Raw genomic sequence first — 16658 nt, forward strand, 5'->3', positions numbered from 1 at the left:
GTCAATAGTATGAAAAGGGTTTGCTTTTCAATGGTATTTTAAAACGATATTAATTTTTGGATATTAATTTTCATCAGATTACAGAAATTGCCAGTTGGATATTTTTGGCTTATGGTCTCATTATTTGTTCAGGTTATATTTTTTCCGCCGTATTTTCTTTAATTGAGCTCAGGGACTACAAAAGGAGACATAATTTTCAAGATGAGATTGCCCTGCTTAAATCCTCGAGCCTGCCGCCAATTTCAATCCTTGCTCCTGCTTATAATGAAGAAGCCAATGTTGTTGAAAATGTCCGTTCCTTATTGACCTTGGCCTATCCATCCTTTGAAATTATAATTATCAACGACGGTAGCAAGGATGACACTTTAAAAATCCTTTTGGATACTTTTGATATGGTTCGGGACGACTTATTGTACCATAATCCAATTACCACTAAAAAAGTAAGGGCCGTTTATGTTTCCAAACAAAAGGCGTATAAAAACCTAAAGGTTATAGACAAGGAAAATGGAGGCAAGGCAGATGCATTGAATGCGGGCATCAATATAAGCAATCATCCAAAAATATGTTGCATTGATGTGGATTGTGTGTTGGAAAGGGATGCTTTGTTAAAGCTTATAAGACCCTTTTTAAACAATGATAAAAAGGTTATTGCCTCAGGGGGCATTATCAGGATTGCAAATTCCTGTATTATTGAAGACGGTCGCATTATAGAAGTAAGGTTACCGAACACCTTTTTGGCACGAGCCCAAATACTTGAATATTTTCGCGCATTTTTAATGGGCAGAATGGCATGGTCCAAAGTGGATGGTTTATTACTTATATCAGGTGCTTTCGGGATGTTCGATAAAGAAACCGTTATAGAAGTTGGAGGTTATAACACCAATACCGTGGGAGAAGATATGGAGCTGTTGGTAAGAATGAGAAGAATGATGCAAGAAAAAAATATGGATTATACAGTGGGCTTTGTACCAGATCCATTGTGCTGGACGGAAGTACCCCAACAATGGAAGGTATTGCACCGACAACGAAACCGTTGGACACGCGGTACTATTGAAACACTTTTATTACATAAAAAAATGATTTTTAACCCTAAATACAAAGTATTGGGAATGCTAAGTGCACCATACTGGTTCTTTTTTGAATGGCTTGCGCCCATAATCGAGTTTATTGGTATCCTCTTTTTCTTGTTCCTGTTGATTTTTGGACAAGTCAATTGGCTGGTTTTTATGATATTCTTTGGGGTGGTTTATAGTTTCTCCATTTTATTTTCCTTTACGGCCCTTTTCTTTGAAGAATTTTCGTTTCAACAGTACAAAAAATCAAAATACATACACGTATTAATAATGACAGCGCTTTTGGAACCCTTGCTTTATCATCCATTCGTCATGTGGGCTGCCATAAAAGGGAATATCGATTTTTTACGGGGCAAGAAATCTTGGGGAGAAATGGGCCGTCAAGGATTAGCAAATCATAAATCCTCTAAGGGTAAATAGAAATTTAAAAAAATATGAAGTTTAGCATAAAAAATAAGGGGATATCCAACTACTTGCGTGCCGTACTGGCATTAATTGGTGCTTTTTGGATTATAAGCAGTTATGAGCTTTATATGTCCAACCCATCAGTTAATGACCCTAATTTGGCAACGGTTTTGGTGTACAAATTATTAAATGATTTTTGGAGCGGATTTATAATTGGCATGTTATGTTTTCCTATATACTTTATTATTAGTACCATCAGAAAAAAAGTGGCCTTTGTTGTAATAAGTATAGTATTTACAGGATTGATAATACTTCAATTCTCACTTGTGAAGTATAGCATGACCACACTAATAAATTTAGGAGCCGATATTTTAGGGTATTCCTATGACGATATATTTAGTACAGTATCTGTTTCCGAATCGATATCGGTGACCTACTTTTTACCTTTTATCATTTTTCCAGCCTTGTTTTTTATTGTTTATGTTCTTCTCAAAAGATATAGTAACCCACGATTTACTATTGGTATTGGAGTTTCATTACTATTACTATTTGGTGCCTTAAAACTAACACTAGCTAATGCTTCTGCCGAAAGATTTCAAAATAAGACCGCCTATTTGGTAAAGGACATTGTAAAGTTTCAAAGCGAGAAAAGCAAAATCAATGCTTTTAACCATCAGGACAGAACTGATTTTCCGTTATTAAAACCTTTTAATAACACCGAGGACGTTTTGTCTTCATTTATAGAAGGCGAAGAAGACAAACCGAACATTGTGGTTATTGTTGTTGAAGGTTTAGGGGCTGAGTTTGTTAATGGCAATACGTATAGCGGGTTTACACCTTATTTTGATGCATTATCATCAAAATCACTGTACTGGGAGAATTTTGTTAGTACCACTGGCAGGTCTTTTGGGATATTACCATCATTATTTGGGTCATTACCCTATGGAGAAAAGGGTTTTCTGGAACTTACAGATATTCCGTCTCATCTATCATTAATAAGTGTCTTAAAAGCCAATGGCTATCATACCTCATATTATTCAGGAGGACCGTCTAGCTTTGACCGAAAAACAAATTTTCTAGAGTATAATGGTGTAGACAACCTTATAGATGAAAACAAATATGGATCCGACTTTGTTAAAACAGAAAGTAATGCCAGCGGTTTTTCTTGGGGCTATCCAGATAGTGAAATTTTCAGAAAAGCCTTATCGTCCCTGAATGTTGAAAAGCAACCACGATTGGATATTGTTATGACCCTATCTAACCATGATCCCTTCGAGTTTCCAGGAAAAGCCATTTACATGGCAAAGGTTGATAAGCTGTTGCAGGATTCCCGAAAACCAGAAGCTCTAAAAAATCAAATTTCTTCCCACAGGGATATTTTTGGATGTCTGTTATATACTGATGATGCCATTAAAGGGTTTATGGAAGCGTATTCCAAAAGACCGGATTATAATAATACCATTTTCATAATTACCGGCGATCATAGGCTGATACCAATTACACAAAAAGATAAACTCTGTAGATTTCATGTACCCTTTCTTATTTATAGCCCGATGTTGAAAAACCCCGAATCTTTTAAATCGGTATCATCACATTGGGATGTCACCCCTAGTTTGCTGAGTTATCTAATGAACAATCATAAGTTCAAGCCGCTAAAAAAAACAGCATGGATGGGAAAAGGATTGGATACGGTCAAGCATTTTAGAAATGTAAATAGTATCCCTCTTATGAGATATAAAGGAAGCATCAGTGATATGATCTACAAGGACTATCTCTTTGCCAATGATGAATTGTTCAAGATAAATGAAAATTTTGGAACCTATAAAATCACAGATAAAACCTTGATAAAAACCATTTCAGATTCATTATTGGCTTTCAAAAAGATGAACGCCTACGTTACCCAAAGAAATAAGATATTTCCTGATTCTTTAAACATTTATGTCACGCCAAAAATTGAATTTTCAGAAGCGCAATTAGCTACCATTAACACATACGCCAAAGAGAAAACCTTCGATGAGTTGTTGCTAATAGCCAGAGATTTGTCATTTAATAAAAAATATAAAATATCACAATTACTATGTGATTATATTTTAAATGAGTTTCCAAATTATACAGATGCAAGACTATTAAAAGGACGTATGCTAGCCTGGGAACAGGATTATAAAAATTCTGAAATAGCTCTGTTAAGTGCCTTACAACGCTCACCCTATTACGATGATGCCTACTTGGCCATTTTAGATCTGTATTGGTGGTCGGGTCAGGAGGAAAAATCAATAGCAGTGTTTAACAAGGCCTTAAAAAATGACATGACTAATCCTGAAATTAGCTTTAAAATAGCTAAGGCCTATCAACGTATGGAAAATATGGATCAAGCCAATAAAATAATGGATAGTATTATTAAAGTACACCCAGATAATTCAGACTATTTAACCTTTAAACAAGCCCTAAAATTATGGTAACGAACGCTATGAGCAACTATATAATGGCCATACTTTTTTTTGTGTGTACGGTGTCATTTGGGCAGCAAGTCTTTAAAGGAGATCCTGATAGAGCTTTTGAGGTAGCTCGTGAAATGGCATTTAACAAACAGCGTAAACAGGCTCAAGATACCTTGTTGCTCATTTTAACAAAGTATCCAAATTATCATGACATTAGATCGTTTTTAGCCAACACGTATTCATGGGATGGATCCTATAAAAAGGCAAAGAAAGAGTTTGGGTATATTTTAAAAAGCAGCCCAAAAAGATTAGATACTTGGGAAGCAGCCATAAAGAATGAACTTTGGAGTGAAGCGCCATTTAGCGCCTTAGAAATGTCTAATAATGCATTAAAGCATTTTCCTGATAATCCTGATATTTTATACCTAAAAGCTAGTGCTGAAGACGCTTCCAATAATAAAGAAGAAGCCTTACTCACTATTGAGGACCTCTTAAGAAACCATCCTAATCACGAAAAAGCGACAACCTATAAAAAAAATTTAATTGACAAGCTTAGTCACAACACTATAGGGTTAACATCTTCAGTGGGTATATATTCAGAAGTATTTGACCCCATGCAGTATTATTTATTAAGTTATGGAAGACAAACAAAACGAGGTAGTATATTAGCTAAAATTAATGTGAGCCATAGGTTTCAAGAAACGGGTGCGCAATTTGAAGTTGATATGTATCCTAGAATAATAAAGGGCCTATACGCCTATCTCAATTTTGGGGTGTCTAATTCATTTTTGTATCCGGATATTCGATATGGTGCCGAATTGTATAAGTCATTACCCAAAAGCTTCGAGGCTTCTATTGGATTCAGAGCCTTGAAATTTAGTACAACAACAACTATCTATACCGGATCTGTAGGCTGGTATACGGGTAATAGTTATTGGTCTTTTCGCGCTAACATTACCCCTGGAGATCCCGGTTCCAGTAAGTCAGGAACCCTTAATTATAGAAAATATAGAAGCGATGCCAATAATTATTTTAGTATTGCTGCTGGAGCAGGGATTTCACCTGAGAATAATATATTTTTTTTTGAAGGTAATGAGAATGCCGTTATAACCCTTAAATCTCAAAAATTTAATTTAGGGTATTATTTTACTACAAATGCCAATAAAAATTCTTGGGGTGTACAAGCCGGTGTATCACATCAAGAAATTAGTTTTGATCCAGGGTCTTATTTCTGGATTTATTCTTTAGCTTTATCTTGGAATATGAAATTTAGATAACAATACATAAATATAAAATAGATGAATCAAAAAATTAAAACATCCATTGCATTTACCAAAAACCTGTTAGTCACAGGAGCAATAACTGAAACCAGTAGAGAGGTAGAAGTGGATATCTGTAAATATATTTCAAAAGAAGACCATAAAACTGTTGTAGAATTTGGAATGGGACATGGTAATATAACTCGCGAAATATTAAAGACCATATCGCCAACATCTAAACTATATGCCTTTGAGGTCAATAAGAGTTTTTGTGAGCATGTGAGAGAAACCATTACAGACGATCGATTAATTATCATCAATGATGGCGCCGAAAATTTAAAAAAACACATCACTGGTAATATTGATGCTGTGGTTTCTTCCATCCCTTTTTCGTTTTTTAGTAAAAAGAAGGGATTGGCCATTATACAAAGTGCTCACGATTTATTAAGGCATAACACGTATTATAGTCAGGTGCTGTATACAAAATTCAATTTTAAAAAGTTTCAACAAATTTTTCAAGAATGTTATATGGTATCTAATAAAAAGACTATTACAGAACATATTTATTACTGTAAAAAAATAAGTACCCTTTAAATAACACGACGCTTGCCAATATATTTTTCATTATGCTTTATACATTTAAGTTGTTAAATATGGTTTTACAATTAATATTATATAAGCTTTTTAAGTTAGTTAAACTAAGAATAGCTATTGGTCATCAGGGCAAACTCACACTTTTTTCAGCCATTTTGTTTACTTAAAAACACACTTAATTATCTGATATTTAGTTAGATAGCTGTTGTTTTTCATTTTAAATTATTGTATATTATACTGATAATCAATAATTTAAGTGTTTTAAAAACAATGAACAAATTCAAGTCTATATTCAGTAAGATAAACGATCCTAGAAGCGATATAAACAAGCTTCATAACTTAGAAGACATCCTTCTTATTGGTATAATTAGTGTGATTTGTGCGGCAGATTCATGGAAAGATATGGAAACTTATGCCAAAGCAAAAGTAGATTTTTTGCGTTCATTTCTTGATTTGCCAAATGGTACGCCCTCTGATGACACCTTTAACCGAGTGTTCTCTTCCATTGATTCAGAACAATTTGAAACCTGTTTTATAGATTGGGTCTCTAATTTGATTGATATAACGGCTGGCGAGGTTATTCCCATTGATGGTAAAACCTTGAGAGGTGCTAAATCTAATGGTAAGAAATCCCCTTTTCACATGGTAAGTGCTTGGGCAAGCAAAAACAATATGGTTTTAGGACAGGTCAAGGTTTCTGAAAAATCCAATGAAATTACGGCCATACCAAAACTACTGGAACTAATTACTGTAAAAGGATGTGTAGTTACCATTGATGCCATGGGCTGTCAAAAGGCTATTGCAGAAACTATTATTAAACAAGAAGCAGATTACATCTTAGCTGTAAAAGAAAACCAAAAGCAATTGCATCAAGATATTCTAGACGAATTTCGCTTTGGCAAGACTATAGATAGCCATACCGATGAAGATCTGGGACACGGCAGGATAGAAACACGAAAATGTAGTGTTATCAATGACTTTAAATTTATTGAAGACCAAGATAAATGGACAGGGCTGGAAAGTATAGTAAAAGTAGAAAGTATTAGAGAATTTAAAAACTCCGACAAGCCAACAGAAACAGCTACAAGATATTATATATCAAGTGTGAAAACAGATGCAAAAGCACTACAGAAAATGATACGCTTACATTGGGGAATTGAAAACAAACTACATTGGGTACTCGATGTGGCTTTCTCTGAAGACGCCTCAAGAAAAAGAGCTGGTAATGCTGCCCAAAATTTCTCTATACTAAGCAAAATTGCACTAAACTTGCTAAGAAAAGATAAACAAACCAAGCAAGGACTAAAAGGAAAAAGGCTAAAAGCGGCTTACAATAACAACTATCTTATTAAGATCTTAGGAATAAAAGTGTGAGTTTGCCCTGCATGGGCACACCGAATATTACAAATTATAAAAAAACCGATTACCAAAGTGGCACACAAAATTGGGGTATCGACCAAGATAAAAACGGCAATATGTACTTTGCCAATAACAATGGGCTCTTGCAATTTGACGGTTCGTCTTGGCGTAATTACACCATATCCAACTCGCTTTCTATCAGAAGTGTGAAAATTGATGATAATACAGGTCGCATTTATGTTGGCGGGTATAATGAGTTTGGGTATTTTGAATCGGGCTTAAACGGAGAGCTGGTGTATGTTTCGTTGATAGATCTTATTGAGAACGTAAACTTTACAAAATCAGATTTTATATGGAAAATCCATATTTATAATGATGAAGTGATTTTCCAGTCTTTCAGTGTGGCCTATGTATATACCAATGGTAAAATAAAATTATTGGAAGCCCTTAATCGTTTTCAGTTTTCATATATGGTTGGCAATAGTATTTATTTTCAAGACCCTACAACTGGTATTTTAGAATACAAAAATGGAAGTTTAAATTTGCTGGATGGCACTGGCTATCTTAATAATTCTGAAATATGGGGCATCTTTTCCATGCCAAACGATAAATTATTAATAGCTACTTTAGAAAAAGGACTATTTGTTTATGAAAACGAAAAAATAACATCATGGGATACCGAGTCCAATAATTTTATTAAAAAGAACAGTTCTTTAGGAGGCGTCGCTATAAATAATGAATTAATAGTATTGAATTCTGTATTGAACGGTATCATTATTTGTGATTTTAATGGTAAAATAATTCAACATTTAAGTATTGAAAGCGGACTTCAAAACAATACGGTTTTAAGTTCTTTCATAGACAGTAAAAACAATCTCTGGCTGGGTTTGGATAATGGTATTTCGTTTGTTAATACAAATTCTCCATTTACTTATTTCTCTTCAAGCGATAACCTTAGTACCGTTTACGGCTCTGTAATACATAAAGGGTTTTTATATGCTGCGACAAACCAAGGGGTTTTTTGCCATTTATTGAACAGTTCTTTTTTAGACAACTCTTTTACTTTGGTAGAAGGCACAACTGCCCAATCTTGGAATATTCAAGTATTAGGAAACAACTTGGTATGCGCAAATAATAAGGGAGCCTTAATAATTGAGGGTAAAAAAACTATTGAAGTTTTAGACAACATAGGTTATTATACTTTTAGGAAAGTACCCAACAAACCTAACTTTGTTATAGGGTCAAACTATCTGGGATTTGCTTTATTCGAAATAACAAAAAAGGGGCTGATCTACAAAAATAAAATTAAAGGCTTTGATAAATCGTCAAATTCATTTGAATTAGATGATTCATATCTATGGTTAAACAAGGACGATCTTTTATATCAAATGGAAATTTCCAATGATTTAAAAAAATTCATATCCATAAGAACTATAACCCATTTAACTCCAGAACATCACGGAATTAGTAGCCTACAAAAAATAAATGGCAATGTCTGTTTTCAAAGCAACAATAAGTTCTATTCTTACTCTAAAAGTCAAAACACATTCAGTGAAAAAGAAGCGCTAAGTAAGTTATTTGAAGTAATACCCAATATTAATTCATTAATAGAAGATTCGCGTGGGAATTTATGGTACACCTTTAATGGGTCTTTAGGTGTATTGATGAAAGGTGAAAGGGGTAATTATAAAAAACATCAAGCCACATTTTCTAATTTAACAGGTAATTTAGTTGATAACTATCTATCTGTAAACACTATAAATCCTAAAAACATTTTTATTGGTTCCACAAATGGCTTGGTACATTTCGACTCACAGTTTACAAACAAAATCAATACTAAACCTAGAATATTTATTAGGAGTTTTTCTTTTGCAAATGATACCATCATGCAAGGCAACCCACAACAAAAAACTCATGAGTATCAAATTCCTTACAAAGCAAACAACGTTAAATTTACATTTTCTTCTCCTGAATTTGAAAATATAAACAATGTTACATATGCCTATCAATTAGAGCCATTTGATAATAAATGGAGCAACTGGACCAGAACAGCAATGAAAGAATACACCAACCTTATAGAAGGTGATTACACCATGAAAGTTAAGGCAAAAAACAGTTATGGGATTGAGTCTGATGAAGAATATTTAGCTTTCAGTATTTCCCCTCCTTGGCACAGGCATTATCTTGCCTATATAGCATATTTAATATTTTTGGCACTTGGTATTTACTTCATATCTATCATTATAAGGGCACGATATAGAAAAAGAGAATATTATAAGACTATTGAACAAAGAAAAATTTATTTAGAAAAAGAATCAAAAATTAAACAGGAGCAGTACCTAATGGAAAAGGAAATTGAAAAATTGAATAGAGACAAACTTAAAACAAGAATTCTATCAAAGGACAAGGAGTTAGTAAGTAATTCATTACAAGTTGTAAAAAAAAATAAAATCTTAAATGGCATCATCCAGAAGTTAAAGGAAATAGATACCCAATCAATGAATGAAGAAACAAAATTTCAATTTAATAAATTAAAAAAAAGCATCATTAAAGAAGTAAACACCGATAAAAGTTGGAAAGACCTAGAAAAACATATAAAAAACGTTCATTTTGAGTTTTTAAAACGATTAAAAGAAAAACACCCGACAATCTCTCCAAGAGAACTTGATTTATCTACATACTTGTTAATCAATATGTCCACCAAAGAAATAGCCGAGGTTATGAATATTTCAAACGGAGGTGTAGAACTTGCTAGATACCGATTACGGAAAAAACTTGGTTTGAAAAGAAAACAGAATCTAACAGGCTACTTAATGAATATATAATATGGCTATTTTAACTTACACACTTTTTTGGGACTATAAATTATTTTGTGTTTTAGCAATTTATTAAATTGAAAAATGATTTTAAAATTCGTAGGCAAGAAGCTAATTTTGATTTTTAATGATTTCAAAAATTTGGTTTCTCAAGATCTCATTGGTTGATATGATAATGTTTGGTCGTTTATTTTCGATTTTGATCAAAGCTTACCATCCATTGATACCCTAAAAGTCGGGATGACAGGATTTGAACCTGCGACCACACGACCCCCAGCCGTGTACGCTAACCGGACTGCGCCACATCCCGAAATAATTTCTGAAACCAAAGAACGCATTTTTATATCAAAACTGAAAAAATTTACAAAAAAATTATGACATTTTTTTTTAAATTTTTGACATAAAAAAACCGAAGCATGGTCGCTTCGGTTTAAATAATTCTGATTTAAGATAATTAATCTACAGCATCCTCAATATCATCTGCTACATTTTCCATAGCGTCTTCAACGTCATCTGCTTTGTTTTCTCTGCAACTAGTAAAAACTGTTGAGATTGTAAATAATACTAAAAATAGTTTTGCTAATTTTTTCATAAGTAATAATATTTAAAATTTAATTGATTGGTATTTATTTTTTTATAACGCCTCTTAGTAAAGATAATATAAATAAAACAAGAAAGATATAAAATAAAATTTTAGCAATTCCTGCTGATGCTCCAGCAATTCCTCCGAAACCTAATATAGCAGCTATAATAGCTACTACAATAAATATAATGGTCCAACGTAACATACTTTTTTAGATTTAATGGTTAGTTGATTTCAAAGTTTGACATTCAAACTCCTGCACTACAAAGATCCTATAAATAAGGTTTGTAATTTAACTCATTTAATAAACTTGTTAACCTTATAGAATATCTTTAAGAAAATAAAACCATGATAAACATAAATATTATAGCCTAATATAATTGGTTTCTAATCAAAAATAAAACCCATATAAGCACAGTTTCAATTCAAATTAAGTATATCTTTAACAATTATTTTTTCTTAAAAAATATCTCATATGTTAATTTGCATTCCCGATATAAGTGGCTTTACTCAATTTATGAGCGAAACGAATTCTGAACTTAGTTCGAAGGTTATCCCTGCCTTATTGAACGAAATTATTTATTCTAATGAAATAGGTTTGAAAGTTTCTGAAATTGAAGGCGATGCTGTGCTTTTCTACAGAAGGGGAAAACTGCCTCCTTTAAAGCAACTCATTTCTCAATGTGTTAGATTTTACGTTCAATTTTATAAAAAGTTAGGTGAACTTGTTGATACCCATAGTGATGAAAAAGAAAGCTACAAAATACCTGAAACTTTAGGTCTAAAAATTATATTGCATTTTGGGACTGAAGTTGAAACCGTACAAATAGGAAAGCATATTAAATTGATGGGGGAAGATGTCATTATTGCGCACAGGCTGTTAAAAAATGATATTGAAAAGAAAGAATACCTCTTATTGTCCAATGATCTTTTAAAGTACTATAATATGGATCATCTTGATGGTAATTTATATTGGAGTGAATTAAAAGATGGTGGTCATATATATGAGCACTTAGGAGAAATAGGTTATACTTATGTAGATTTAAAACCCTTAGTAAATCATATGAGGTAATTATATATTTTATATGACTATAAAAAAACCGAAGCTGTGCTTCGGTTTTTTTAGTTTAAATACGCCTTAGTATTGAGGCGTTGTAAATTCGAATTCCGAATGTTTAGCTGCTAAGTAACGTTCTGCATCTAGCGCCGCCATACAACCTGTACCTGCAGCAGTTACAGCTTGCCTATATACATGGTCTGCCGCATCGCCAGAAACGAATACGCCCTCTATATTTGTTTTTGCTGTTCCAGGAACATTAATAATATAGCCTGTTTCATCCAACTCTAAATAGTCTTTAAAAATATCGGTATTGGGTTTGTGCCCAATAGCTACGAAAAATCCAGTCGCCGGAATATCCATTTTCTCTTTGGTTTGATTATTAAAAACGCGCACACCAGTAACGACTTGTCCATCTCCTAAAACCTCGTCGGTTTCTGTATTGAATAAAATCTCAATATTCGGGGTATTTTTTACGCGCGCTGCCATAATTTTGGAAGCACGAAATTCATCTCTACGAACCAACATCGTTACTTTTTTACAAAGTTTAGATAAATAATGAGCCTCTTCACAAGCTGAATCGCCAGCACCTACAATAACCACTTCCTGATTTCTGTAGAAAAAGCCATCACAAACAGCACATGCAGAGACACCGCCTCCGAGTTTCAAATATTTTTGTTCAGATTCTATTCCTAAATATTTTGCAGACGCTCCTGTAGATATGATAACCGTATCACAATGAATTTCGGTAGTTTCATTCACCCAAACTTTATGGATATCACCTGTAAAGTCTACTCGAGTAACCCAACCATCACGCACATCGGTTTCAAAGCGCTCCGCTTGTTTTTGTAATTCCATCATCATTTCAGGACCTGTAATGCCATCTGGGTAACCTGGAAAATTCTCAACCTCATTGGTGGTTGTTAGTTGTCCGCCTGGTTGTGTTCCTTGATATAAAACAGGTTTCATATTTGCTCTTGCTGCATAAATTGCCGCTGTATATCCCGCAGGACCAGAACCAATAATGAGACATTGTACTTTTTCTATAGTATCAGACATAATTTTTATAACATTGTTTCAAGACAAAAGTAGAATTTTTGTGGAAATCCTTACTTATAAGTTATCAACAGTTTTTATTAAAATATAAAATTTGTTTATGAAGTCGTTTAAACTTTTTTCAATTGGCTGCAAAAGGCTCCTTTTCACCCCTTTTTCGCCTTTTTATTACTTCGTAGCCCTGCTATGAAGTGCAAAAAAGTCTTTAAAATGAATAAAAAATAGCTATTTTTCGCTTCAATCAAAAAAGTTTAAACCACTTCTATTAAAAGAATTAGCTTCTGCATAAATCACAATTCATTTTCATGAAATAGGATACATTTGTTACACAAGTACAACATCCTATTTCATGAAAATGAATCTTGAATTATAACTTAAACCAGTTTTTTAATATCACAGCAGCTGTATCGGGTTCACTCTTATGAATAAACTCATTTTTAATAGCGTTATATTCATAATCTTTTTTCCATGCCTTAAAATTCTTAGAAACGGCTTTAATAGCATCGCAAATAAAGTTCACTTCTTCATTGGTCATGGTTGGATGAATAGACATACGTATCCAACCTGGGCGCTCAATTAAACAACCATCGAGTATCTTTTTTTCTATAGATTTTGATGTAGATTCGTCTACATTCAACAAATAATGCCCATAAGTTCCTGCGCAACTACATCCGCCACGAGTTTGCACTCCAAACCTATCATTTAAAAGCTTTACTATTAAGTTGTAATGTGCGTCATCAATATAAAATGAAAACACACCTAATCTATCAATATGCTCAGGAGCTAAAATTTTTAAGTTATTAATGGTATTTAACTTATCAAAAATAATGGCATTCAATTCGTGTTCTCTATCCAAAATATTTTTAACACCCATTTTTTCTTTCAATTGAATTGACAGTGCAATCTTTATGGCTTGTAAAAAACCCGGCGTTCCACCATCTTCTCTAGTTTCAATATCATCTATATAATCATGGTCGCCCCAAGGGTTTGTATAACTTACTGTGCCACCACCAGGGTTATCTGGCACTACGTTTTTATATAATTTTTTATTGAAAATTAAAACTCCCGAAGATCCTGGGCCTCCCAAAAATTTATGGGGAGAAAATGTTATGGCATCTAAATATGCATCCTCATCATCTGGGTGCATATTGATAGTCACATAGGGTGCGGAGCAGGCAAAATCGACAAAACACAGACCGTTGTTTTGATGCATGATTTTAGCAACTTCGTGATAGTTCGTCCTGATTCCCGTAACGTTGGAACAGCCCGTTATGGCAGCAATTTTTATGGGACATGCTTTGTGGGCTTCAATCAAGGTTTTCAATCCTTTTATACAGGGCAGCCCGTCTTCATTGGAAGGAATGATTCTCACCCTTGCAATGGTTTCCAGCCAAGAGGTTTGATTGGAATGGTGTTCCATATGCGACACAAAAATAATGGGTCTTTTTTCTTCTGGGATTTCTGTACAGTCTTTTAAATTCTCGCTTACTTTTAATCCTAAAATGCGCTGGAATTTATTGATGGCCCCTGTCATGCCAGTACCTACCGTGATTAACACATCATCTCCTGATGCATTGACATGGCTTTTAATAATTTTTCTTGCATCAATGTAAGCCGAGGTCATAGCTGATCCCGTGATAGCCGTTTCAGTGTGCGTGTTGGCAACATAAGGCCCTATCTCATTGAGTAGTTTTTCTTCAATAGGTCTGTACAGTCTTCCGCTAGCGGTCCAATCGGCATAGATGATTTTTTTTCTTCCATAAGGCGATTCAAAATAGTGATCATTGCCCACGATATTCTTTCTGAAAGGCTCGAAATAATCTTCTAGATTAGATCTCTTTTTAATACTGCCAACAATAGACTTCATCTTTATTATGACTTTGAATAATTCTACTTATTTAAATTTGGAAACACCTGTTTTTAACCAAGTATAGTATTCGTCAACATCTGGGGTATAGGCCACGGGGTCTAATAAATTCTCTTCATTATGATCCATGAGCACGTAAAATGGCTGTGAATTGGTCTTGTATTTAATGGTTTGCAGTTCGCTCCATTTCTGGCCAATATATTTTAACTTTTTACCAGGTTTTAATTGGGAATCCACAATGTCATCCTCATCTAATTTACGCTTATCATCTACATATAGTGATATCAATACCACATCATTTTTAAGAATGTCCAGCACTTTTGGTTTTACCCATACGTTTTGTTCCATTTTTCTGCAATTCACGCAGGCATGTCCCGTAAAATCTATCATGACTGGTTTGCCCACTTTTTTGGCATAGGCCAAGCCCTTATCATAGTCATTGAATGCCAAAATGTTATGGGGCGGTATCAAATGGGCCCCTTCAGGAATTTTATCATAATCACCTCCAGGGACATTTCCAGATCCCAATTGTGTGTAGCCCACGCCGTATGGTGATTCGCTATAATGTTGTGGCGGTGGAAATGCACTGATTAAATTCAATGGCGCGCCCCATAAACCAGGGATCATATAAATTGTAAATGCCAGAACCAGCAAGCCCAAACTCAATCGTCCTACCGAAATATGGGGTAATGGCGAATCATGTGGTAATTGTATTTTTCCGAAAAGGTAAAAGGCCAATGCTCCGAATATGGCGATCCATATGGCAATAAATACTTCGCGTTCCAGCCAGTGCAGTTGCAAGACTAAATCGGCATTCGATAGAAACTTGAATGCTAATGCCAATTCTAAAAAGCCCAATACCACTTTTACGGTATTTAGCCATCCTCCAGATCTGGGCAGGGAGTTTAACCATCCCGGAAATGCGGCAAAAAGTGCAAATGGCAGTGCAATGGCGAGCGAAAAACCTAACATCCCTACAATAGGGCCAATTTGGCTACCGCCAGTGGCAGCTTCAACGAGCAGTGTCCCCACTATGGGGCCTGTACAGGAAAAGGACACTATTGCCAATGCCAATGCCATAAAGAAGATACCAATAAGCCCGCCCCTATCTGCTTGTTTATCTACCTTGTTCGCCCAGGAATTGGGCAACATAATCTCAAAGGCCCCTAAAAAAGAGACCGCAAAGATGATGAGCAGGACAAAAAATGCCAAATTGAACCACACATTGGTGGACAGGGCATTGAGCGCATCGGCTCCAAAAATCAGACTTACCAGAGTTCCCAATAGGACATATATTATTATTATTGATAGTCCGTAAATAATGGCATTTTTTATCCCGGCAGCTTTATTTTTACTCTGTTTGGTAAAGAAACTCACCGTCATGGGAATCATAGGGAATACGCACGGTGTAAGTAAAGCTGCAAACCCTGAAAAGAAGGCTATGAAGAATATGCCCCACAGTCCTTTTTTTGATTCTTTTGGGCTAGATGATTTAGCTTCTAAACTGTCTTTATTAATTTGTTCATAAGGTTCGCTAGCTATAGCCTTAGCATTTTCCGAAAGATTGAAAACCAAATCGACCTCGGTTGGTGGCAAGCATCTGGTGTCGTCACAGACCATAAATTCTACGGTCCCATGTATAGTTGCTATATCCCCTGTAATTTCAATAAGTTGAATAAAGGTCGTTTTGTCCTCAAAAAACTTAATCTTCATCTCGAACACAGGATCATTGACCGTGTGACCTTCCTCTTCTAAAGTGTTTCCAAGAGTTTTAAGAGCACTGTTGGAATCATCATAACCAAAAGTCGTGGGGATTGGGCCGCCTTCTGGCACATCCTGTGCATACAGATGCCAGCCAGGTTCTATGGAGGCCTTGGTAATTAACCTGTACTGTGTGTCTGAGACTTTTTCAACGGATGTAGACCATTTAACGGGATCCAAAATTTGGGAGTTCCCTATCGATAAAGTCAATAAGGTCAATAGAAGGTAAAGGTTTTTCATTACTAAAAAATGGATTAGTCTTTTTGATTTTTCTGTGAAGTGGTTTAAACTTTTTCGCTTCAATCAAAAAAATTTAAACCACTTCTATATCAAATTAGTGCGATAAAGATAAATAATTAAGATTTATTGAACATCTGATTTAACTTTAGT

At 34.5% G+C, this 16658-nt stretch carries 12 protein-coding genes and 1 tRNA gene; 7 read left to right on the forward strand and 6 right to left on the reverse strand.

Going from position 1 to position 16658, the window contains the following annotated elements:
- The first annotated feature begins 56 nt into the window (after window positions 1–56).
- The 6 genes from FAF07_RS17550 (at window position 57) to FAF07_RS17575 (ending at window position 9953) form a co-directional block, all read left to right on the forward strand.
- The gene (locus FAF07_RS17550) at window positions 57–1493 is read left to right on the forward strand and encodes a glycosyltransferase family 2 protein (RefSeq protein ID WP_394344961.1); all 1437 of its coding nucleotides are present in this window, start codon (window positions 57–59) and stop codon (window positions 1491–1493) included.
- Window positions 1494–1507: 14 nt separating this feature from the next.
- Complete coding sequence (locus FAF07_RS17555; RefSeq protein WP_142786343.1) at window positions 1508–3937, forward strand: sulfatase-like hydrolase/transferase; 2430 nt, start codon at window positions 1508–1510, stop codon at window positions 3935–3937.
- Complete coding sequence (locus FAF07_RS17560; protein ID WP_142786344.1) at window positions 3931–5193, forward strand: YaiO family outer membrane beta-barrel protein; 1263 nt, start codon at window positions 3931–3933, stop codon at window positions 5191–5193. Before FAF07_RS17555 ends, FAF07_RS17560 begins: the two co-directional genes overlap by 7 nt.
- A 21-nt stretch (window positions 5194–5214) precedes the next feature.
- Window positions 5215–5769, forward strand: a complete 555-nt coding sequence (locus FAF07_RS17565) for a class I SAM-dependent methyltransferase (RefSeq protein WP_142786345.1) — start codon at window positions 5215–5217, stop codon at window positions 5767–5769.
- A 270-nt stretch (window positions 5770–6039) separates the two neighbouring features.
- Window positions 6040–7143, forward strand: coding sequence for an ISAs1 family transposase (locus FAF07_RS17570; protein ID WP_142785143.1), 1104 nt, complete (start codon window positions 6040–6042; stop codon window positions 7141–7143).
- Entirely contained in the window at window positions 7140–9953 is a 2814-nt protein-coding gene (locus tag FAF07_RS17575; RefSeq protein WP_246067735.1) for a triple tyrosine motif-containing protein, read from the forward strand. The genes FAF07_RS17570 and FAF07_RS17575 overlap by 4 nt, the downstream gene beginning before the upstream one ends.
- Before the next feature lie 226 nt (window positions 9954–10179).
- On the opposite strand, the gene FAF07_RS17580 is transcribed toward FAF07_RS17575, so the two are convergent.
- From FAF07_RS17580 to FAF07_RS17585, 3 genes are all read right to left on the reverse strand, one after another.
- Window positions 10180–10254, reverse strand: a tRNA-Pro gene (locus FAF07_RS17580).
- A gap of 144 nt (window positions 10255–10398) precedes the next feature.
- Window positions 10399–10536, reverse strand: a complete 138-nt coding sequence (locus FAF07_RS18630) for a hypothetical protein (protein WP_185956474.1) — start codon at window positions 10534–10536, stop codon at window positions 10399–10401.
- A 34-nt stretch (window positions 10537–10570) separates the two neighbouring features.
- Entirely contained in the window at window positions 10571–10732 is a 162-nt protein-coding gene (locus FAF07_RS17585) for a DUF1328 domain-containing protein (RefSeq protein WP_142786346.1), read from the reverse strand.
- A 270-nt stretch (window positions 10733–11002) separates the two neighbouring features.
- On the opposite strand from FAF07_RS17585, the gene FAF07_RS17590 reads away from it, so the two are divergent.
- Window positions 11003–11599 (forward strand): DUF2652 domain-containing protein, encoded by a 597-nt coding sequence (locus FAF07_RS17590; RefSeq protein ID WP_142786347.1) that lies wholly within the window; start codon window positions 11003–11005, stop codon window positions 11597–11599.
- A gap of 66 nt (window positions 11600–11665) precedes the next feature.
- On the opposite strand, the gene trxB is transcribed toward FAF07_RS17590, so the two are convergent.
- The 3 genes from trxB to FAF07_RS17605 all read right to left on the reverse strand — a co-directional run bounded on the left by trxB (window position 11666) and on the right by FAF07_RS17605 (window position 16508).
- Window positions 11666–12643 carry a thioredoxin-disulfide reductase gene (gene trxB, locus FAF07_RS17595; RefSeq protein ID WP_142786348.1) on the reverse strand — a complete coding sequence of 326 codons (978 nt, stop codon included), beginning with the start codon at window positions 12641–12643 and terminating at the stop codon, window positions 11666–11668.
- Between the two features lie 364 nt (window positions 12644–13007).
- On the reverse strand, window positions 13008–14507 hold the full coding sequence (locus FAF07_RS17600; RefSeq protein ID WP_142786349.1) for an aminotransferase class V-fold PLP-dependent enzyme: 1500 nt from the start codon (window positions 14505–14507) through the stop codon (window positions 13008–13010).
- A gap of 27 nt (window positions 14508–14534) precedes the next feature.
- Entirely contained in the window at window positions 14535–16508 is a 1974-nt protein-coding gene (locus FAF07_RS17605) for a protein-disulfide reductase DsbD family protein (RefSeq protein WP_142786350.1), read from the reverse strand.
- Window positions 16509–16658: the final 150 nt, after the last annotated feature.

Origin of the sequence: Changchengzhania lutea (genome assembly GCF_006974145.1) — a bacterium.
Taxonomy (GTDB): domain Bacteria; phylum Bacteroidota; class Bacteroidia; order Flavobacteriales; family Flavobacteriaceae; genus Changchengzhania; species Changchengzhania lutea.